Source organism: Saccharopolyspora sp. NPDC000995 (assembly GCF_053599315.1).
Genome location: NZ_JBSFLZ010000035.1, coordinates 1 through 19,764, shown reverse-complemented (window position 1 = coordinate 19,764; position 19,764 = coordinate 1). Strand labels below are relative to the sequence as shown.

Annotated in this window: 19 protein-coding genes and 1 pseudogene; 11 read left to right on the top strand and 9 right to left on the bottom strand. The window is 69.4% G+C overall.

The window, feature by feature from the left end; all coding sequences use genetic code 11:
* Window positions 1–34: 34 nt before the first annotated feature.
* From ku to ACWDKQ_RS14495, 7 genes are all read right to left on the bottom strand, one after another.
* Window positions 35–1,000: a non-homologous end joining protein Ku gene (gene ku / locus ACWDKQ_RS14525; protein ID WP_450139238.1), complete on the bottom strand. Its 966-nt coding sequence runs from the start codon at window positions 998–1,000 to the stop codon at window positions 35–37.
* A gap of 81 nt (window positions 1,001–1,081) precedes the next feature.
* Entirely contained in the window at window positions 1,082–2,902 is a 1,821-nt protein-coding gene (gene selB, locus ACWDKQ_RS14520) for a selenocysteine-specific translation elongation factor (RefSeq protein WP_450139237.1), read from the bottom strand.
* The gene (selA, locus tag ACWDKQ_RS14515; RefSeq protein WP_450139236.1) at window positions 2,902–4,191 is read right to left on the bottom strand and encodes an L-seryl-tRNA(Sec) selenium transferase; all 1,290 of its coding nucleotides are present in this window, start codon (window positions 4,189–4,191) and stop codon (window positions 2,902–2,904) included. Before selA ends, selB begins: the two co-directional genes overlap by 1 nt.
* Before the next feature lie 100 nt (window positions 4,192–4,291).
* The gene (locus ACWDKQ_RS14510; RefSeq protein WP_450139235.1) at window positions 4,292–4,492 is read right to left on the bottom strand and encodes a hypothetical protein; all 201 of its coding nucleotides are present in this window, start codon (window positions 4,490–4,492) and stop codon (window positions 4,292–4,294) included.
* A 60-nt stretch (window positions 4,493–4,552) separates the two neighbouring features.
* Window positions 4,553–4,678 carry a hypothetical protein gene (locus ACWDKQ_RS14505; protein WP_450139234.1) on the bottom strand — a complete coding sequence of 42 codons (126 nt, stop codon included), beginning with the start codon at window positions 4,676–4,678 and terminating at the stop codon, window positions 4,553–4,555.
* Window positions 4,679–4,814: 136 nt separating this feature from the next.
* On the bottom strand, window positions 4,815–5,066 hold the full coding sequence (locus tag ACWDKQ_RS14500) for a putative quinol monooxygenase (protein WP_450139233.1): 252 nt from the start codon (window positions 5,064–5,066) through the stop codon (window positions 4,815–4,817).
* 103 nt (window positions 5,067–5,169) lie between these two features.
* Window positions 5,170–6,162, bottom strand: coding sequence for an aldo/keto reductase (locus tag ACWDKQ_RS14495; RefSeq protein WP_450139232.1), 993 nt, complete (start codon window positions 6,160–6,162; stop codon window positions 5,170–5,172).
* A 124-nt stretch (window positions 6,163–6,286) separates the two neighbouring features.
* Here ACWDKQ_RS14495 and ACWDKQ_RS14490 point away from each other — a divergent pair, with 124 nt between their 5' ends.
* Complete coding sequence (locus ACWDKQ_RS14490; protein WP_450139231.1) at window positions 6,287–6,910, top strand: TetR family transcriptional regulator; 624 nt, start codon at window positions 6,287–6,289, stop codon at window positions 6,908–6,910.
* The gene (locus tag ACWDKQ_RS14485; protein WP_450139274.1) at window positions 6,879–7,130 is read left to right on the top strand and encodes an MmyB family transcriptional regulator; all 252 of its coding nucleotides are present in this window, start codon (window positions 6,879–6,881) and stop codon (window positions 7,128–7,130) included. Before ACWDKQ_RS14490 ends, ACWDKQ_RS14485 begins: the two co-directional genes overlap by 32 nt.
* 336 nt (window positions 7,131–7,466) lie before the next feature.
* Here the strand turns inward: ACWDKQ_RS14485 and ACWDKQ_RS14480 are convergent, their stop codons facing one another.
* On the bottom strand, window positions 7,467–7,754 hold the full coding sequence (locus tag ACWDKQ_RS14480; protein WP_450139230.1) for a TetR family transcriptional regulator: 288 nt from the start codon (window positions 7,752–7,754) through the stop codon (window positions 7,467–7,469).
* 90 nt (window positions 7,755–7,844) lie between these two features.
* On the opposite strand from ACWDKQ_RS14480, the gene ACWDKQ_RS14475 reads away from it, so the two are divergent.
* The 8 genes from ACWDKQ_RS14475 (at window position 7,845) to ACWDKQ_RS14440 (ending at window position 17,789) form a co-directional block, all read left to right on the top strand.
* Window positions 7,845–8,066: a hypothetical protein gene (locus tag ACWDKQ_RS14475; protein WP_450139229.1), complete on the top strand. Its 222-nt coding sequence runs from the start codon at window positions 7,845–7,847 to the stop codon at window positions 8,064–8,066.
* A complete protein-coding gene (gene fdh / locus ACWDKQ_RS14470) occupies window positions 8,027–11,302 on the top strand; it encodes a formate dehydrogenase (protein ID WP_450139228.1) in 3,276 nt (1,091 codons plus the stop codon). The genes ACWDKQ_RS14475 and fdh overlap by 40 nt, the downstream gene beginning before the upstream one ends.
* 4 nt (window positions 11,303–11,306) lie before the next feature.
* Complete coding sequence (locus ACWDKQ_RS14465) at window positions 11,307–12,167, top strand: 4Fe-4S dicluster domain-containing protein (RefSeq protein ID WP_450139227.1); 861 nt, start codon at window positions 11,307–11,309, stop codon at window positions 12,165–12,167.
* Entirely contained in the window at window positions 12,164–13,075 is a 912-nt protein-coding gene (gene nrfD / locus ACWDKQ_RS14460; RefSeq protein ID WP_450139226.1) for an NrfD/PsrC family molybdoenzyme membrane anchor subunit, read from the top strand. Before ACWDKQ_RS14465 ends, nrfD begins: the two co-directional genes overlap by 4 nt.
* 554 nt (window positions 13,076–13,629) lie before the next feature.
* The gene (locus tag ACWDKQ_RS14455; RefSeq protein ID WP_450139225.1) at window positions 13,630–14,475 is read left to right on the top strand and encodes a siderophore-interacting protein; all 846 of its coding nucleotides are present in this window, start codon (window positions 13,630–13,632) and stop codon (window positions 14,473–14,475) included.
* Window positions 14,476–15,379: 904 nt separating this feature from the next.
* Window positions 15,380–15,661, top strand: a complete 282-nt coding sequence (locus ACWDKQ_RS14450) for a hypothetical protein (protein WP_450139224.1) — start codon at window positions 15,380–15,382, stop codon at window positions 15,659–15,661.
* 62 nt (window positions 15,662–15,723) lie between these two features.
* Window positions 15,724–17,067 carry a MurT ligase domain-containing protein gene (locus tag ACWDKQ_RS14445; RefSeq protein ID WP_450139223.1) on the top strand — a complete coding sequence of 448 codons (1,344 nt, stop codon included), beginning with the start codon at window positions 15,724–15,726 and terminating at the stop codon, window positions 17,065–17,067.
* Window positions 17,064–17,789, top strand: coding sequence for a type 1 glutamine amidotransferase (locus ACWDKQ_RS14440; protein WP_450139222.1), 726 nt, complete (start codon window positions 17,064–17,066; stop codon window positions 17,787–17,789). Before ACWDKQ_RS14445 ends, ACWDKQ_RS14440 begins: the two co-directional genes overlap by 4 nt.
* A gap of 3 nt (window positions 17,790–17,792) precedes the next feature.
* Here the strand turns inward: ACWDKQ_RS14440 and murJ are convergent, their stop codons facing one another.
* Window positions 17,793–19,421, bottom strand: coding sequence for a murein biosynthesis integral membrane protein MurJ (gene murJ / locus ACWDKQ_RS14435; RefSeq protein ID WP_450139221.1), 1,629 nt, complete (start codon window positions 19,419–19,421; stop codon window positions 17,793–17,795).
* Between the two features lie 130 nt (window positions 19,422–19,551).
* On the opposite strand from murJ, the pseudogene ACWDKQ_RS14430 reads away from it, so the two are divergent.
* A pseudogene (locus ACWDKQ_RS14430) lies at window positions 19,552–19,764 on the top strand (hypothetical protein); the annotation flags it as partial.

Genomic DNA, 19,764 nt, shown 5'->3' with positions numbered 1-19,764 from the left:
GCTGACAGACTGTCCCAGGTGATGGCCTCTTTGGTCAGGAGGCCTTACGGGAGCGGCGGCCTTCGGTGCCGGTGGGCTTCGCCGTGGCCTCGGCGAGGGCCTTCTCAAGTTCGGCCCGCTTCATCTTGGAGCGGCCCTTGATGCCCAGCCGCTTGGCCCGGTCATCGAGCTCGGCCTTGCTCAGCTCCGACAGGTCCTCCTCTGCCCGCGCGGGCTTGCGGCCCTTGCGCGCCTCGTCGACGCTGCGCCGCAGCGCCTCGGTCAGGTCGATGACGTCCGTCGGCTTCGGCGGTGCCTCCGCCGCCTCCACCTCGCCGCCGCGCGCCTTCTCCGCCAGCAGGTCCTCGACCTTCGCGGTGTAGGTGTCCTCGTACTGCTCCGGTTCCCACGGCCCGCTCATTGACTCGATGATCGTGGTCGCCATCTGCAGTTCCTTCTCCGACGGCTTCGCCTGCTCGCCGTCCTCGCCGACCAGCTCGCTCGGATCACGGACTTCGTCGGCGAAGAACAGGGTGTTCAGCGCCAGCACGTTGTCGTCGGCGCGGACCGCCGTGAGGTACTGCTTGCCCCGCAGCACGAAGGTCGCGATTCCCGCTTGGCTGGTTTCGTGCATCGCCCGGCGCAGCAGGTTGTAGGGCCGGAAGTGCTCCTTGCTGTTGGGGGCGAGCCAGTAGGTCTTCTGAAAGTGCACCGGGTCGATCTCGGTGATGTCGACGAAGGTGGTGATGTCGATGGTGCGGGAGCGACCGGGGGCGATCTCGTCGAGTTCGGACTGCTCGACGGTGATGACCCCGCCGTCGAAGTCGCGGCCCTTGACGATATCGTTGTAGCCGACTTCTTTGCCGGTGCGTTCGTTGACGCGCTTGTAGCGGATCCGGTCGGTGGTTCCGCGCTCGTACTGGTGGAACTGGATCGTGTGGTCCTCGGTCGCTGCGTAGAGCCCGACCGGGATGGTGACGAGGCCGAAGTTGATCGAGCCGGTCCAGATCTTCCGCGGCATGGCAGCCTCCCATCGCCCCGACACCCGAGCACCACCGGTGTCCACGATGCGGTGGTGGGCGCAAGATCGCAGAACTCCTGTTCATCGCCGTGGCGTCGAGTCGCTCTCGGTATTTCCCGGAGCCGGGGAGGGAGAAACAACGCGATGTGTGCCGTCGGCCTGCCGTTGCGTCCGGCCGCGGCGAGCGAGCAGTTCCAGCAAGGGAACCGCAACGCGGCGCGAGGTGTCCAGCGCCTGCCTGGCCTGGCTGAGGGTGAACGGTTCGGGCAGCTGCGCCAAGCGCAGAACGGCCGCTTGTTCGGCGTCCGGCAGGAGTACCAGGCCCGGGGCCAGGCGCAGCAGTGCGCCCGCGTGCGCGGCGGCGGCGAGTTCCTTGTCGCCGATGGCCAGTTCGGAGAGTTGGTCGGCGGTGGGGGCTTGGAACGGGTGGTCGTGCAGCGCCCGCCGGATCGTTTCCACCGCGCGCTGCACGCGTTCGGGGAGCGGGGTCGGCCCTTTGTGCAGCCGTCCGTCCGACAGGGAGACACCGGCGGCTTCGGCAATCGGGGGCAGCAGAGCAGGATCGGGCAGGACCAAGGCGCGGCGTGCGGACTCGGCGGGCATGCCGTCTTCCAGCGGGTGCGTCTTGTGGTGCTGCGCCAGCAACTCGTCGAGGCGAGCGCCGAGTTCGTCGCGGTGCTCCTCGTCCAGCAGCCACCGCCCGGGCCCGGGCGGTGTGGCGCCCATCGCGCGAAGGTCGTCGGCGTGGATCAGGCCCCGTCGGCGCAGCTCGGCCGCGCCGTCTGGGCGGCCGTCCATGGTGTCAAGTTCGGCCGCTCGCGCGCGGGCCGCGCCGCGCCTGGTCAACTGCGGCGGGCGAACGTCGAGCACCACGAGCCCCCCGCAGATGCGCCGACTTCCAGGATCTCGCAGCAGTGCTCGGTCGCCGATGCGCAGGGGAAGCCGGGTGTGCAACGTCAGCCGCGCCGTGTCACTGCCGAGCGGCCGGACGCGTGCCCCGACCGCCGCCGCACCGATGTGCAGCACCAGGTCGCGAGGTAGGCGTGGTGTCGCGCAGGTTCCAACGGAACTCGGCGAGGTCGTGCGGCGGATCCGGACGTCGAGGACATCGGTGGTAAGCCAGCAGCCCGGGGTCAGCAGCGCGTCGCCGCGCCGCACCTGGTCGAGGTCCACGCCGCGGAGGTTGACCGCCACTCGTGCCACAGCGCCGACCTGGTGTTCGGACGATCCGAGCGCCTGCAGGTCGCGGATCGTCACGTCCACGCCGGCGGGGTGCAGCTGGAGCCGGCCATCTTTGCGGAGGGTGCCTGCCGGGAGCGTGCCGGTTACGACCGTTCCAGCGCCCCGGATGGTGAAAGCGCGGTCCACCCAGAGCCGCACATCAGCATCCCGGTCGGCTGCAGGTAGCCGGTGGATGAGCTCGTCGATCTGGTGCCGCAGCTTGCCCAAGCCAGCTCCGGTGCGTCCGCTGACGTGCACGGTCGGGATGTCGGCCAGTGTGGTCGTGCGGAGCCGGTCGCGAGCCTGTTCGGCGGCGGCGCGGGGGTCGGCCAGGTCGCAGCGGGTCACGGCGAGCAGGCCGTGCCGCACGCCGAGGGCGGTCAAGGCGTCCAGGTGCTCGTCGGACTGCGGCATCCAGCCTTCGTCAGCGGCGACGACGAACAGCACCGCGGGCACCGGACCGATGCCGGCGAGCATGTTCGGCACAAACCGTTCGTGGCCGGGTACGTCGACGAAGGCAGCGGTGCAGCCGTCGGGCAGCTGGGTCCACGCGAACCCGAGGTCGATGGTCAGGCCGCGGCGGCGTTCCTCCGCCCAGCGGTCCGGTTCCATGCCGGTGAGCTCGCGGATCAGCGTCGACTTGCCGTGATCTACGTGCCCGGCGGTGGCGATGACGTGCATTAGCCCACCGCCAGCACCGCGCGACGCAGGTCGTCGTCGTGTTCAGCGGAGATCGCGGCCAGGTCCAGCAGGCAGCGATCGCGTTCGGTGCGGGCGAGGACCGCCGGGTAGCCCTCTCGTAGGAGCTTCGCGAAGCGTTCGGGGAGCACGACCGCCGCGCTGGGTAGCGCGACATCGGGCGCGCCGCCACCGCCGGCCGTCGCCTCGCTGCGGTGCACCGTGGCCGGGACGCCAGCCGCGTTGAGCGCATCCGCGAGCCATTCGGCGCGGATCAGCAATTGCGCCTGGTCTTGGCGCAGCCGCTGCGCGGTCGGCGTGCTGGGGCCGCGAAGGGTGGCTTCCAACGCGGCGAGGGTGAGCTTGTCGACGCGCAGTGCGCGGGCCAGCGGATGCCGCCGAAGCCGGTGCACGATCTCGGCGCTGCCTAGCAGCAGGCCCGCTTGCGGCCCGCCGATCAGCTTGTCCCCGCTGGCGATGACCAGATCCGCTCCGTCGGCAAGTGTCGTGGTCGCGTCGGGTTCCCGTGGCAGGGCCGGATGCGGGTGCAGCAGCCCCGAGCCGATATCGACCACCACCGGCACCTCGAGTCCGCGCAGCACGGAGACCGGCACGGCGGCGGTGAAGCCGCGGATCACGAAGTTCGACGGGTGCACCTTGAGGACGAAGCCGGTGTTCGGGCCCAGTGCCGACCGGTAGTCGTCCAGTCGGACCCGGTTGGTGGTGCCGACCTCGCGCAGCCTCGCGCCCGTGGCGGTGAGCAGCTCGGGAATGCGGAACCCGTCGCCGATCTCGACCATTTCGCCGCGCGCCAACACGATTTCGTGGCCTTGCGCGAGCGCGGTCGCCGCGAGGGCGAGCGCTGCGGCACCGTTGTTGACCACGTGCGCGGCCTCCGCGCGCGGCACGGCCGCGAGCAGCGCCGCGACGGCGGCCGCACCACGCGGGCCCCGCCGGCCGGTGTGCAGGTCGAGTTCGACGTTCGTGGTTCCGGCGGCCTGCTGCAGTGCGTGGATAGCCGCTTCCGACAGCGGTGCGCGCCCGAGATTGGTGTGTAGCAGGACGCCAGTCGCGTTGAGCACTGGCCGAATGCTCGATGCGGAACCCGGGAGCGCGGCCAGGGTTTCGGGGACGACCCGCTCCGGCTCGATCTCGCCGTTGCGGGCGCGCTCCTGCGCCGTGTGCACGGCCTGCTTGACCAGCCGGTGGCCCAGCCGCGCGGTCGCGGCGGTCACCTCGGGATCGGCCAGCACCCGGTCAGTGCCGGGCACACGCCGCCGCGGATCGGCCATGACCGGACTATAGGACTGTTCCCGGGATCGTTTCGCGTGGTGCGCGCGCGAGACCGCAACCGGTGACGGCGACGAGATCGAGTGGATCTGCTCGTGCAGTTCATGAGCGGCGCGGACACGGCCGCACGGGCCTTGCGGCGAGCGGCCCGATGAGGTGCATCTCGTAGTCGCCGGCGTTGTGCGGGCTGTCGAGCAGCTCGGCGCGCATCATGTGCTGCGCGCGGCCGAGCTCGGCGTGTTCGGCCGCGTGCGTACGGGATCGTGGGTGGGTGTCAGGGGGTGGTGTGGGTGGTGTCTCCATGTGCGATCGTCACGAGGGCGAGGAGTCCCACGACGACGAAGCCGAAGATGTTGATGGTCATCATCGTTCGTTGAGTGCCGCGGTGTTCCATGTCGCGCCGCTGGCGTCGGTGATCTGTGTGGTGTGGTTGGCCGTGAAGTAGGTGATGGAGCTGAGGCCGAGTCCGGTGTAGATGAGGGCCGGCATGGCTCGCACCGGGTGCGGTCGGCCGCGCCCTATTGGGCGACCTGACGGAAGGGCATGTACCCGGCGCCCAAGTCGACGTCTGCGCCGAAGGTGTCCCGGAACTTCTGGCTGACCTTGCCGAGCATGGCGAGCGAGATCATTTCGGGGAGGCGGCGAAGTCGGCCTGGCCGGAGGCGGTCAACTCCATGTGCTTCCAGATGGCGTCCTCGTTCTCGTAGCGCTCGTGCTGAAAATAGGTGCCGTCACTGCCCTGAAAGATCTCGTAGCTCAGGACGTAGGGCTCCTGCGTCTCTGTGACGGGCAGGACCTTGTCCAGGTAGGCCTGGAAGCGCTCCTCCATGCCGGGCTTGACGCGGTAGCTGAAGAGGTTGTCGATTGCAGTGCTCATGATGTTCCTTGTGGGTTGATTCGGGTGGAGCGCACCGTGGGTGCGGCCCGCAGCCGCGGCCTCCGCGGATCGAGGGCCCGTGCGGGCCGCGTGGAGGGGCGGTTCAGTCGGTGGTGTAGCTGGACAGGAACGCGGCCGGGTAGCGGCTGCCCGCCGAGCCGTTCGGGATGATCTCGGTGATGCGCTGCAGATCGGCGTCGGTGAGCTGGACATCGGCGGCGCCGGCGTTCTCCTCCAGGCGCTTGGCGCTGCGGGTGCCGGGGATCGGGACGATGTCCTCGCCCTGGGCGAGCAACCAGGCGAGCGCGAGCTGGGCGGGGGTGATGCCCTTGGCCGCGGCCAGTTCCTTCAGCTGCTCGGTGGCGCGCAGGTTGTAGGTGTAGTTCTCGCCCTGCCAGCGCTCGTCCCAGCTGCGCATGTCGTCGGCGGGGTACTCGCTCGCGGGCTTGACTTGGCCGGTGAGGAAGCCGCGGCCGAGCGGGGAGTAGGGGACCAGGCCGATGCCCAGTTCCCGCAGGACGGGAAGGATCTTCTCCTCCAGCTCCCGCTCGAAGAGGGAGTACTCGTACTGGAGCACGGAGACCGGGGTGACGGCGTGGGCGCGGCGGATGTACTGCGGGCCGACGTTGCTCAGCCCGAAGTACTTCACCTTGCCCTCGGAGATCAGCTCTCCGACGGCGCCGGCGACCTCCTCGGCGGGCACCTCGGGGTCGGAGATGTGCTGGTAGAACAGGTCGATGCGGGCGGTGTCGAGATAGCGCAGGCTGTTTTCGGCGACCTTGCGGATGTTCTCGGGGCGGCTGTCGACGCCGGAGCCGAGCGGGTCGGCGGTCATGTCGAAACCGAACTTGGTGGCGAGGACCACCTCGTCGCGGAAGTCTTTGACCGCCTTTCCAAGGAGGATCTCGTTGCTGCCGGTACCGGCGCCGTACACCTCGGCGGTGTCGAAGAAATCGATCCCGAGTTCGTGGGCGCGGCGGATGGTCTCGATGCCCTCGTCGTTGTTCGAGGCGCCGTAGGCCATGGACATGCCCATGATCCCCAGGCCGAGCGCGGAGACGCGCAAGCCCTGAGAGCCCAGATTGCGGTGCTGCACGAGTTCACTTCCTCAGTGTTTCGCCGGTTCACCCGAAGAGGTCAAACCGAACTGTTCTGTTTGACTCTACCTGCCGATCGCCCGCGATGCCAAACCAAACGGTTCGGTGCTCTATCCTGGGGTTATGTCACAGTCCCGCGACTCCGGCCAGACCGCAGCGCCCGCCGCCGCCGACGGCGACACCACGCGCCAGCGCATTCTTACCGCTGCCATGGAGGAGTTCGCCCGCCACGGCATCGCCGGCGCCCGCGTGGACCGCATCGCCAAGCTCGCCAGGACCAGCAAAGAACGCGTCTACGCCTACTTCCGCAGCAAAGATGCGCTCTATGCCGACGTCGCTGCACGGGAGCATGTCGTCATCGCCGAGGCCACTCAGATGGACCCGTCCGACCTCCCTGGCTACGCGGGCCGCCTGTTCGACTACTTCGTCGCCCGTCCAGACCATCACCGCCTGATCACCTGGGGCCGCCTCGAACTGCCGGGCACCGCACCCGGTGCCGACGATCCCGCCCAGGCAGTGATCGCCCGCAAAATCGACCAGCTCCGCCAGGTGCAGCAGGCTGGACAGCTCGACCCCGCCTGGGACCCGGCCGACGTCCTCGCCCTGGTCAATCAGATCGCCATGACCTGGGCGTCGCAACCCGAACTCAGCGAGGCCGCCGCCGCACACGCCGTGGACCCCACCACCACCGCCCGCCGCGCCGCGGTGGTGACCGCTGTCGAGCGGCTTTTCCCCCGAGCGCACTGAGGTCCCCGGACCGGCCGGCGCCAAGGTCGTCCGATACCCCCTGATCGGCGAGGTGATCCTGCCTTTCGAGAACCTCACCGTCGATGCGACCGGGGACCAGGTCCTGACCGTCTTCACCCCGCAGGCGGGCTCACCGAAACACGACGCGATCCGATTGCTGGCCAGCTGGAACGCTCACACCCCAACCCCCGCAGAAGCCGAACGTTCCTCGGATGCCTGAGTTGCGCCGCTAATCCGGCTTGTGACCGGGATGACGTAGCTGCCCAGTGTTGGTGGCGCCGTCAGGCCGTTCTTCGAGGCAACGCGCTGCCGTGTCCGGCGCTGCGCGGTTGCGGCCGCGACGATGTCGCCAGGGAACAGCGCACCCGCTCGAGTGAGTGCGACAGTGGTGACCTGAGCCGCCAAGCAGCGAGTTCGCGTATGTCAGCGTGCGCCACCGGGACGCCGCCGAGACCCCCACCGCCTCACGGAGCCACACCCCGACCAGACGCCGTCGACCGACGTGCATCCGGCCAGCATGCCCACCCCCGACTTGACTTTCCGTTCGGGTTACTCCTCAACCCCCGTGCTCGCCGGCGGGCCGGATGGCCAGCACCTCGCGCATCCGGTCCACCTCCAGGGCCGGTCCGCCGAAAAGCACGGCGTCCTTGCTGGGGAAGTGGCGGAAGAACGTGCGCGGCGCGACGTTGGCGGACTCGGCGATCTGCTCCACCGTGGTGTGGGCGAAGCCCCGCTCGGCGAACAGCTCCGGGCCGCTGCCTCGATGGCCGCGCGGGTGCGCATCGTCTGGCGGTGGCGGCGGTCCGGGGTTGGAAGCGGATTTGGGCGCCGCGGCGGCCGTCATGCCTGCCAGATTCGTCCCAGCTCGGGCCCGGGTCAATCGCGTTGCGCATCATGAAATGTCAGTTCTGGCAGAACTTGGAGCAGCGACCATATGCCGGCCGCACGGTCGTCCGGCGTGCAGGTGTCGAACCTGGTCGACGCCGGGGTGTTCGTCATCGTGGGCGCCGGTCGCCTGGATCTGGCTGCCGCGAAAGCACCGCTGAACTTGCACCACCCCGGCACCGGGTTTCTCCTGGAAACCGCGAGCGGCACTCTCCCCGAGGAGAACGCGAGATGGTCGAGTGGATGCGTTGGCCGGTGGTGCGCCAGCTGACCGGGACGGACCCGCTGGGCAGGGGCCTGGCCGCCCGGTCGCGGCGCACCGATGAGCGGCGGGCGCGAACCGAGGACGCGGACTCGGTGGTCCGGTCGGTGTGCCCGTACTGCGCGGTGGGCTGCGGCCAGCGGGTCTTCGCCCGGGACGGGGCTGTCACCCAGGTCGAGGGCGATCCCGATTCGCCGATCAGCCGCGGACGACTGTGCCCGAAGGGCTCGGCCAGCCGCGAACTGGTGACCTCACCGCTGCGGCAGACGAAGGTCCGCTACCGGCGCCCGCACGGCACCGAGTGGGAGGACCTCGACCTCGACACCGCACTGGACATGATCGCCGACCGGGTGCTGGCCACCCGGGCTGCCACCTGGCAGGACGCCGACGCCGATGGCCGGCCGCTGCGGCGCACGATGGGCATCGCGAGCCTCGGAGGAGCGACCCTCGACAACGAGGAGAACTACCTCATGAAGAAGCTCTACACCGCCCTCGGCGCGATCCAGGTGGAGAACCAGGCACGCATTTGACACTCCTCCACGGTGCCCGGTCTGGGTACCTCGTTCGGGCGCGGCGGCGCCACCACATTCCAGCAGGACCTCGCCAACGCGGACTGCATCCTCATCCAGGGGTCCAACATGGCGGAGGCGCACCCGGTCGGCTTCCAGTGGGTGATGGAGGCCAAGCGACGCGGCGCCACGATCATCCACGTCGACCCGCGATACACCCGAACCTCGGCGTTGGCGCACCGGCACGTCGCGCTGCGCGCGGGCAGCGACATCGCGTTCCTCGGGGCACTGATCAACTACGTGCTGATCAACGATGCCTACTTCCACGACTACGTGGCGACCTACACCAACGCCCCGATGATCGTCGGCGAGGAATTCCGCGACACCGAAGACCTCGACGGCGTGTTTTCCGGCTTCGACACCGAAACCGGCACCTACGACACGGCGACCTGGCAGTACGAGGGAAGCACCGCGGTCCCGTCGGTCGGCGGCCACGGCCCGGAGAGCACGCCGCCCACGACGGTGCACGAACGTGAGCGCGACGCCAGTCGGCCGGAACGCACCGGATCGGGCGGCCCGGTCTACCACGGCCGCGCCGCCACCGACCCGACGCTGCAACACCCCCGCTGCGTTTTCCAGCTGCTCAAACGGCATTACGCCCGCTACACGCCGGAAGTGGTGGAGGAAGTGTGCGGGGTGCCACAGGCGGACTTCCTGTGGGTCGCCGAGCAGTTGGTGGCCAACTCCGGCCGGGAGCGCACCACGGCCATCGCCTACGCGGTCGGCTGGACCCACCACACCGTGGGCGTGCAGTACATCCGTGCCGCCTCGATCCTGCAGCTGCTGCTGGGCAACATCGGCCGTCCCGGCGGCGGAATTCTGGCCCTGCGTGGGCATGCCAGTATTCAGGGCTCTACGGACATCCCGACGCTTTTCAACCTGCTGCCCGGCTACATCCCGATGCCGCACGCGCACGTCGACTTCGATCTGGACACCTTCGTCGCGTCGGACGAACTCGCCCGCGGTTACTGGGGGAACATGCGCTCCTACCTGGTCAGCCTGCTCAAGTCGTGGTGGGGAGAGCACGCCACGGCCGACAACGACTTCTGCTTCGACCGGCTGCCGCGGCTGACCGGCGACCATGGCACCTTCCAGACAGCGATCAACCAGATCGAAGGGCGGTGCAAAGGCTACTTCGTCGTAGGCGAGAACCTGGCCGTGGGCACCGCGAACGCCCGCCAGCAGCGGATGGGCCTGGCCAACCTGGACTGGCTCGTGGTGCGCGACCTCAACCTGATCGAGACGGCCACCTTCTGGAAGGACGGCCCGGAGATCGAGACCGGGGAGATGCGCACGGAGGACATCGGCACCGAGGTGTTCTTCCTGCCCGCCGCGGCGCACACCGAGAAGGACGGCAGCTTCACCAACACCCAGCGGCTGCTGCAGTGGCACCACAAAGCCGTCCCGCCGCAAGGTGATCAGCGCAGCGACCTGTGGTTCTTCTACCACCTGGGGCGGCGGGTCCGGGAGAAGCTCGAACCGCAGGGCGAGCGGGACCGCGCGCTGCTGGAGCTCACCTGGGACTACCCGACCGAAGGCGACATCGACGAGCCGAGTGCGGCAGCCGTGCTCCAGGAGATCAATGGCTACGACGCCGACGGCAACCCACTGTCGTCCTACACGCAGCTGCGCGCGGACGGTTCTACGCGCTGCGGCTGCTGGATCTACTGCGGCGTGTTCGCCGACGGGATCAACCAGTCGGCCAGGCGGCGCCCCGGCAGGGAGCAGTCGTGGGTCGCGCCCGAGTGGGGCTGGGCCTGGCCGGCCAACCGGCGACTGCTCTACAACCGCGCATCGGCGGATCCGGCTGGCCAGCCGTGGAGCGAACGCAAGGCCTACGTCTGGTGGGACGGCCAGCTCGGCGAGTGGACCGGCCACGACATCCCGGACTTCGACAAGGGCAAGCGCCCGGACTACGTGCCCGCCCCGGAGGCCACCGGCCCGGAGGGCATCGCGGGCACCGAGCCGTTCATCATGCAGAGCGACGGCCGGGGTTGGCTATACGTCCCAGCCGGCCTGGTCGACGGCCCGCTGCCGGTGCACTACGAACCGCAGGAATCGCCGCTGCCGAACCGGATCCACGACGGCCAGCAGCGGAATCCGGCGCGGCAGGTGTGCTCGCGACCGGAGAACCGGTACCAGCCCAGCGGCGCCGAACCCGGCGGCGAGGTCTTCCCGTACGTTTTCACCACGTTCCGGCTCACCGAGCACCACACCGCCGGCGGCATGAGCAGGTGGCTGGCGCACCTGTCGGAGCTGGCTCCGGCGATGTTCCTGGAGGTCTCGCCGGAGCTGGCGGCCGAACGCGGGCTGCGCCACCTGGACTGGGCGACCGTGGTCACGGCCCGCAACGCGATCGAAGGCCGGGTCCTGGTGACCTCCCGAATGCGGCCGCTGCGCCACGGCGAGCGCACCATCCACCAGATCGGCATCCCGTGGCATTGGGGGCCCAACGGGCTGACCTCCGGCGACGCGGCCAACGAGCTGATCAACGTGGCGCTGGACCCGAACGTGCACATCATGGAAACCAAGGCGGGCAGCTGCGACATCCGCCCGGGCCGCCGCCCGCGCGGCGCGGCGCTGATCCGCTACGTCGAGGAGTACCGCAGGCGCGCCGGGATCACCGAGCACACCGGCACGGAGCACGCCGACAGCCCGCGGCGCGGAGGGGAGTGAGGTCGTGGATTCGAACCGGTTGAGCGGCCCGCTGGCGGATCCGGCCGGGGAGGCGGGTTACCCGTCAGACCACCCCGACCGAGTCGGCTTCTTCACCGACACCAGTGTGTGCATCGGGTGCAAGGCGTGCGAGGTCGCTTGCAAGGAGTGGAACCTGCTGCCCGAGGACGGCCTCGACCTCACCGGGATGTCCTACGACAACACCGGCGCGCTCGGCGCGACGACCTGGCGGCACGTTGCTTTCGTGGAACAGCGCGGGTCCAGTGTGGACCTGGGGATGCCGGGCATGGGCGAGGAGCAGGTGCGCTGGCTGATGTCCTCGGACGTATGCAAGCATTGCACGCACGCAGCATGCCTGGACGTCTGCCCGACTGGGGCGTTGATCCGCACCGAGTACGGGACGGTGCTGGTGCAGGACGACGTTTGCAACGGCTGCGGATACTGCGTACCGGCCTGCCCGTACGGGGTGATCGACATCCGCCCGGACACCGGCGGCGCGGCCAAGTGCACGATGTGCCAGGACCGGTTGGGTGCCGGGCTAATGCCGGCCTGCGCCACGGCGTGCCCGACGGAGTCCATCCAGTACGGTCCGCTCGACGAGCTTCGCGACCGCGCCGAACAACGCGTCGCGGAACTGCACGATCAGGGCATCACCGATGCCCGGCTCTACGGCCACGACCCGGCTGACGGGGTCGGCGGCGACGGTGCGTTTTTCCTGCTGCTGGACGAGCCCGAGGTGTATGGGCTTCCGCCGGACCCGGTCGTCACGACGCGAGATCTACCCTCGATGTGGCGGCATGCGGCGGGTGCGGCGCTGACCGCGGCGGCGGTGATCGTCGGGTGCTTCCTCGGGGGCAAGCGGTGAAGCGCGGCGACCGACTGATGGTGCCGGAGGCGGAGTTCCGGTCCTACTACGGCCAGCCGGTGCTCAAGCGGCCGGCGTGGAAGGTGCCGGACGTGCCCGCGTACCTCTACCTCGGCGGGCTGGCCGGGGCGTCGTCGACGATGGCGCTGTGCGCAGATTTCACCGGTCGTCGTCGGCTGGCGCGCTCCGGGAGGTTGGTCGCAGCGGTGGGAGCGACGGCCAGCGTCGGGGCGTTGATCCACGACCTCGGCCGTCCCGCGCGGTTCCTGAACATGCTCCGAGTGCTGAAGCTGACCTCGCCGCTGAGCGTCGGCTCCTGGCTCCTGGCGCCGTTCTCGGCTTTGTCGGGTGCGGGCGCGGCCAGCGAGCTCACCGGGCGGCTGCCTGCGCTGGGCCGGGCGGCGGCCACCACGGCCGGGGTGATCGCGCCCGCGATGACGACCTACACGGCGGTGCTGCTGGCCGACACGGCGGTGCCGGGCTGGCACGAGGCCTACCGCGAGCTGCCGTTCCTCTTCGCCGGGAGTGCGGTGTCGAGCGCGGGAGCGGTGGGCATGCTCGCCGCGCCGGGCGAATCGGATCCGGCCCGCCGGATGGCCGTGGCCGGGGCGGCGCTGGAGTTCGCGGTGGGGCGGAGCATGCACCGTCGGATCGGTCTGATCGGCGAGGTGTACCGGCAGGGGCGCGCGGGTGCGGTGTGGCGGGCGGCCCGCGTGCTGACCGGCCTCGGCGCGGGCGTGGCGCTGTTCGCCGAGCGCAGCCGACCGGCGGCGATCGCCTCGGGGCTGTGCTTGACGGCCGGGGCCGTCGCGACGCGGTACGCGATCTTCGAAGCTGGCCGCGCCTCGGTTAGCGACCCCCGCTACACCGTCGTTCCCCAACGTGATCGCCTCGAAGCGCGCCGTTGATCCGCGTTTGATCGGGCGATATGCACGGGGGCTGATGGAAAGCGGTCCCAGCTACGGTACGACCTGAAACGCCCCTTGCGAGGCGAGCTTCGGGCACGCGAAATCGCTGGCCTAGGTCGTGCTCGCCGTCCGCTCTGGCGGACCTGCGGTCCCCAGCTGTCGGCGGCCGAACCGCTGCTGAGCGGCATCGACGTGCATCTGTCTTTCGGTCGGCCCCCGGCGCTGCGCGGCGCCTCCCTGTCGATAGAGGGGGGACGGGGAAGGTCGTCGCGGTGGTGGGTGCGTCGTGCTCCGGGAAGGCGACGCTGCTGCACTGCCTGGCCGGGATCTGCGCCGACGCATGTCTTGTTGAGCCCAGCGCCTGGGCTTGGGGCAAGTCCGCTGCGGGCTCGGCGGGCAATTGTTAACTAGGTCTGTGAGTTCAGTGTCAATCGAAATCGATCGATCAAGTGCAGTGGATCATGCTGTGCTGCGAACCTTCGGAAAAATGGTTAGGCTAGCCTTCGTTAAACCGTTGGTCGCCGTGCCGACGAGTGCAGATCCGGAGTCCCCGCATGACGATCTCAAGTCCGCCGCGGCTCGAACTGGGTGCCGCGGCCACGCCGTTCCGGTTGTTCCGGATCGAGGTCGCCGAGGTGCACTGGTTGAGCCGGCACCTGGTCCGGATCACCTTCACCGGCCCCGAGCTGTCGGCGATGACCAGCGGCGGGCTCGACCAGCGGGTCAAGCTGATCTTCCCGCAGCCCGGGCAGCGGGAGCCGGTGGTGCCGGCGGGGGAACGGCCGTACCAGGCGTTGCGTGCGTTGCCGCTGGAGATCCGGCCGAAGCTGCGCAGCTACACGGTCCGTGCCCATCGGCCCGAGCGCGACGAGTTCGACGTCGACTTCGTGTTGCACGGCGACACCGGTCCGGCCTCTGCCTTCGCCGGTCGGGCCCGGCCGGGGGACCGGTTGGTGGTGTACGCGCCGAACGCCGCATGCCAGGCCAGCTGCGGTGGCGTGGAGTTTCGCCTGGACGCGGTTCGCGACCGGGTACTGCTGATCGGCGACGAGACGGCGCTTCCCGCGATTGCTGGCATCCTCACGGCGCTTCCTGGTGGAGTGCGGGCGAAGGGCTACGTCGAGATCCCGGACGCGGCCGACGCCCAGTATCTCGCGAGCGCGGCGGAGGTCGAGTTGCACTGGCTGCCGCGCTGCGGACGGCGTCCTGGTGCCGCGTTGCTCTCCGAGATCCGCGCCGCCGCGCTGCCTGGTGAGTGGTACGCGTGGCTCGCCGGGGAGACCGGGATGGTTGCCTCGTTGCGGCGCCATCTGGTCGACGAGCGGGGGTTCGACCGCTCTGCCGTGACATTCATGGGTTATTGGCGCCTCGGCAGGTCCGAGGACGAACCGAGGAATTGACGAAGTGGGCGTGGAAATTCGAGCCGCGCCCGTTCTTGGATTCGCCGACGCGAACTGATCGAGCACGTCCAAAAACTTTCCGTTACCCCTCAATAGGGTGAGCCGTGGTTCACGGTCTCACCGTAAGTGATTGTCTTTACGGTGTCGATCTCATCGACGATCAAGAAACGAGCTGGACCAACGTTGTTATCGCAGTGATCTTGTCGATATTTCTATGACGATGGCCACTCGCCGTGAGTTTGGTCTTCGGTTTTCGACTACGTAGCGTGGCCCCTCGTCGGCGACCCCCGAGCCGACAGGCAAGACCAGAAGCCCGCTCCGCCGAACCCTGCCCAGCGAGCTCTCCGACCCCCGACACGTGCATCAGGGCAGGGGCCTGACGACGACGGCGAACCCGGCGTCCGGCCGGGTCAGCAGCTGACCGTGAAGTGACCCGCTCGGTCCGCGCGACCGGGTGATACGCAAGGGACCTCGCCTGCCTCTCCGGCGGGGTCCCTTGCATTTCCGGACGCGGCGGGTCGCGGCTCATTTCAGCTTGCGGCGGCGCAGGTCGCTGCAAATGTCCCAGGCAGTCCAGCTGATGCCGCCGAGCGCGATACCGGCCATCAGGATCAACACCAGTCCCTCGGTCACGGCGGGGCTCCCTTCGGACAGTGCGGGGCCGTCGAGATTGCCTTTCGAGCCTAATGACCGCTCCCTTGATCGCAGAACGCGTCGGGTTATAAAACCTGATCAAGTTAACCGTCCAAATCGGCCGGTCGTCCATCCGATGCCCAATTCCCCGAGCCGGAGCCGAATTCGGGTCGACGTTCGAACGCCGCGTCGCCGCCGTCCGCTTCTCACATTCCGTGTCATCAGATCATTACCTGGAGTGAATGGATCCTTGGCGGAGTGATTCATCGGCATGTTGGTGCCGGTCGCATCGCGCATTTACCCCGATCATGTCCGTGATCAATCCTCGGCCGCGTTCGCGGTGCCGGCAACGGCGCGGCGGAAAGGAGGCAGCACGATGTTCTCCGGCCAAGACGCCGTACTGGTCGAGTCGGCCGCCGTGGACGGCTGGGTGGGCCCATCGGCGATCGTCGCCGGGCTCCTGTTGTTGATCGTCGCGCTGTTTCGCCGAGCGCGCGCCACACTGACCAAGAAGCGCCGGGCGGCGCGGCCAAGTGCGGCCGAATGGTGGTGACGTGTCGCCCAGCGCTGGCTTAGGCGTGCCGCGTGCTGGCGGACGCCGAGGGGGAGGGATGCATGACCGACACCACGCGGGAGTCCAGGAAAGCGGCGGAGCGCACCCCGAGCGAACATCCGTCGACCGATCAGCGCTGGCGGGTCGTTCCCGCTCCGGCGATACCGCCCACACGCGGCGCGCACCGGCGGGACCTGCGCACCACTATCGCGGTTGACCTGGGACGGCTGGCGGCGGCGATGTCACGGCGGCTCGGCATGGGCAGTGGTGGGATGATCGGCGGCAGACTCGCGTTGAGCGTACAACCGCGCGCCTTGCGAAGGCTGGCGTCCGGACGGCGTGTCGTGATGGTGACCGGCACGAACGGCAAGACGACGACAACGCAGATGGTGGCGGAGGCGTTGCGCTCCCGGGCTCCCGCGGTCAGCAATGGCACGGGCGCGAACATGCTCGACGGCCACGTCGCCGCGCTGATGACCCGGCCGGACGCCCCATTCGCCGCGCTGGAGGTCGACGAGCTTCACCTGGCGCAGGTGACCGAGCAGTTCGAGCCGGCGGTGATCCTGCTGCTGAACCTGAGCCGGGATCAGCTCGACAGGGTAGGGGAGATCCGCACCGTCGCCGCGAGCCTGCGGCGCGCCGTAGCGCAGGCGCCGCGAGCGCAGGTGATCGCGAACCGGGATGATCCGAACATCGTCTTCGCCGCAGCCGAGCACCCGGCGGTCACCTGGATCTCCGGCGGGGTGCGGTGGAAGGACGACGCGTTGAACTGCCCGAACTGCGGCGAGTTCATCGGCGACGCCGACCGGGGCTGGCGCTGCGCCTGCGGTCTGGCGCGTCCGGAGGCGGACTGGACGGTCACCGAGACGGGGGCGCTCGCCGCGGATGGCTCCCACCATGAGCTCGACTTGTCGCTGCCAGGCCACGTCAATCGGGTCAACGCGACGTTCGCGCTGGCCGCGGCGCTGCACCTGGGCTGCGGCGAGACGGCGTCGTTGGCGCGCATCGGCCGGATCTCGGAGGCTGCCGGTCGGTACCGGACGGCGCGATTGGCCGGTAGGGAGGTCCGGTTGCTGCTGGCGAAGAACCCCGCGAGCTGGCTGGAGATGCTCGACCTCGTCGGCCGCGACGACCAGCCGCTGGTGCTGGTGGTCAACAGCCGCGAAGCCGACGGCCACGACGTCTCGTGGTTGTGGGACATCGATTTCGAGGTGCTGCGCGACCGCCCGGTCTGGGTGGCGGGGGACCGGGCGCTGGATCTGGCGGTGCGGCTGCGCTACGCCGAGGTGCCCTGCACCGTGGCGTCCGGTGTGGACGAGGCGCTGTCCGGGGCGGACCACGGTGTGCCGGACGTGATCGCCAATTACACCGCCTTCCGCGACCTCGTGACGAGGAGCCGCCAATGATGCGCGACCGGGTCCGCCTCGCGCTCGTGCTGCCCGACCTGCTGGGCACCTATGGCGACCGGGGCAACGTGCTGGTGCTGGCGCAACGCTTGAGGTGGCGCGACATCGACAGCGAAACGGTGACGGTGCTGTCCTCCTCCGACGCGGTGCCGGAATCCTGTGACCTGTACCTGATCGGCGGTGGTGAGGACGTCGCGCAGATCGCCGCGGTGCGGTTCCTGCACCGAGGTCCGGGGCTGCGGCGAGCGGTGGACCGCGGCTCACCGGTGCTGGGCATCTGCGGTGGTCTGCAGGTGCTCGGGACGAGCTTCGTCACCGGCGACGGTGTTCAGCACGACGGGCTGGGCCTGGTTGATGCTGCCACCGCGCCGGGCAGCGGACGAGCGATCGGCGAGGTGACCACCCAATCCACGTTGGGCGCCGTCGGGATGCTCACCGGGTTCGAGAACCACCTGGGCCGGACCCATGTCGGTCCCGGATCGCGGCCGCTGGGCCGGGTGACTCGCGGCATCGGCAACGGTCACGACAACACCGAAGGAGTGGTCAGCGGGCACGTAGTGTGCACCTACCTGCACGGACCGGTGCTGGCGCGCAATCCGAAGCTGGCCGATCTGCTGCTGGAGTGGGCGATCGGTGAACCCCTGGTGCCGCTGCCCGATCCCCCGGAGCTTCGTGCGCTGCGCTCCGAACGGACCCGGCTGCACGTGCGCAACCGCAAGTGACCCTCAGCGGCGGCGGACGATCCGGGCCAGCCGGTCGACAGCGGGTTTGAGTTCCGGGGCGCGGACCAGGGCCAGCACGCCGAAGCTGACCGCCAGCACCACGACCGTGTGCACGGCCAGCGAGAACCACGCGTCGGCCACCGGTCCGAATGGGCCGAATGCGCTGCGCAAGCCGGTGAGGACAGCGATGCCGCAGCCGAAGCCGAGCAGGGTGGCCGCGAGCGTCCGCGCGATCCCGGCGAGGGTGCGCCTGGTCTGGACCGGGCCGACCCGGCAGTGCAACCAGATCTGGCCGGCGATCGCGCCGACCACGAAGCTCACCGACATCGCCGCGGTGACCCCGATGACCAGGTCGCGTGGATCCAGCACGGCGAGCACGACGTAGCAAAGCACGCTGCGTACCAGAACCATGATCACGTTGATCCAGGTGGGTGTGCGGGCGTCTTTCATCGCGTAGAACGCCCGGAGCTGCAGCATCGTGATCGCGAAGGGCACGACGCCCAGCGCGGCGGCGGCCAGCGCCCAGCCGAGCCGGTCGGCGGCGGCCACATCGCTTGCCCCCAGCGAGAAGAACGCGACGCCGATCGAACCACCCGCCACCGCCAGCAGCGCGCTGATCGGCATCAGCAGCACGGCGCTCATCCGGCTGCCCAACGACACGTCGGCGACGAATTCGACAGTGTCCTTGGCCGCCGCGGCGCGGCTGATCCGGGGCATCAGGGCCGTCAGCAGCGACACACCGAGCACGCCGTAGGGGACCTGCGACAGCAGCCAGGCGTAGTTGAAGGTCGCGACGCTACCGGTGGTGCCCTGCCCGGTGACGCGGGTGATCACCACCATGCCGACCTGGCTGACCAGCGTGTAGAGCACGACCCACCCGGCCAGCCCGCCGAACTCGGTCAGCCTGCGGTCCCAGCCCCACCGCCAGCGGTACCGGAAGCCGCTGCGGCGCAGCGAAATCGCCATGATCGACATCTGGGCGGTGATGCCCAGCGCGGTGCCGATGCCCAGGACCAGCACTTTCGGTTCGCCCATGCGCACCGGGTGGGTGGAGATCTCGCCGGGGACCATCGCGTACACCACAACGGTGGCGATCACGACGACGTTGTTGAACACCGGTGCCCAGGCCGGGGCGGAGAACACACCGCGGACGTTGAGGGTCGCTTGCAGCAGCGCCGACATCCCGTAGCAGATGATGCCGGGCAGCAGCAGGTACGCGAACGCCGTGGTCAGCACGGCGTTCGCGCGGGTGTCCGGTCCGAGGTAGAGCTCCGTGAGCAGCGGGGCGGCGGCCACCGCGGCGGTGGTGGCCGCGACCAGCAGCACCCCACCCATGGTGATCATCCACTGGGCGTAGATCTCGCCCTGCCGCGCGCCCTCCTGCTGCGCCCGGACCAGCAGCGGCACGGCGATGCTCGTGAGCACGCCACCGAGCAGCAATTCGTTCACCACGGTCGGCAGCGTGTTCGCGACGGTGTAGGAGTCGTTGACCATGCCTAGACCGAGGACGGCCACCAGCAACACCTTCGCCAGCAGACCGCTGACCCTGCTGACGGTGGTCGCCACTGCCATCGCCGCGCTGGCCCGGGCCAGCGAGGTGCCGTGCACGCGGGAATCGGCCTGATCGACCACGACGCCCCCAGCTCTCGACCTCACCTGCGCCGACCGTGCCACGAAAACCCCGCCGTCGCTGCGCGACGCTCCACAGGCGTGCGTTTCATGGCAACCTGATCACACCGACGTGGACGGGGGAGACGCATCGATGACCGTGATCGGCGGACTGTTGCTGGTGTCCGGGGTGGTCGTGGCGATCGTGACCGGCGGAGACGCGGCCGGGGGCTTGTTGCTGCCAGTTGCGCTGATCGCCGCCGGTGTCGGCATGCTGATGCTCTTCGCCACCACCGCTTACGTGGGCATGCGCATCGCGTTTCGCAACACCGACCCGTACATCCGGCTGGTGTCGGCGACGTTGACC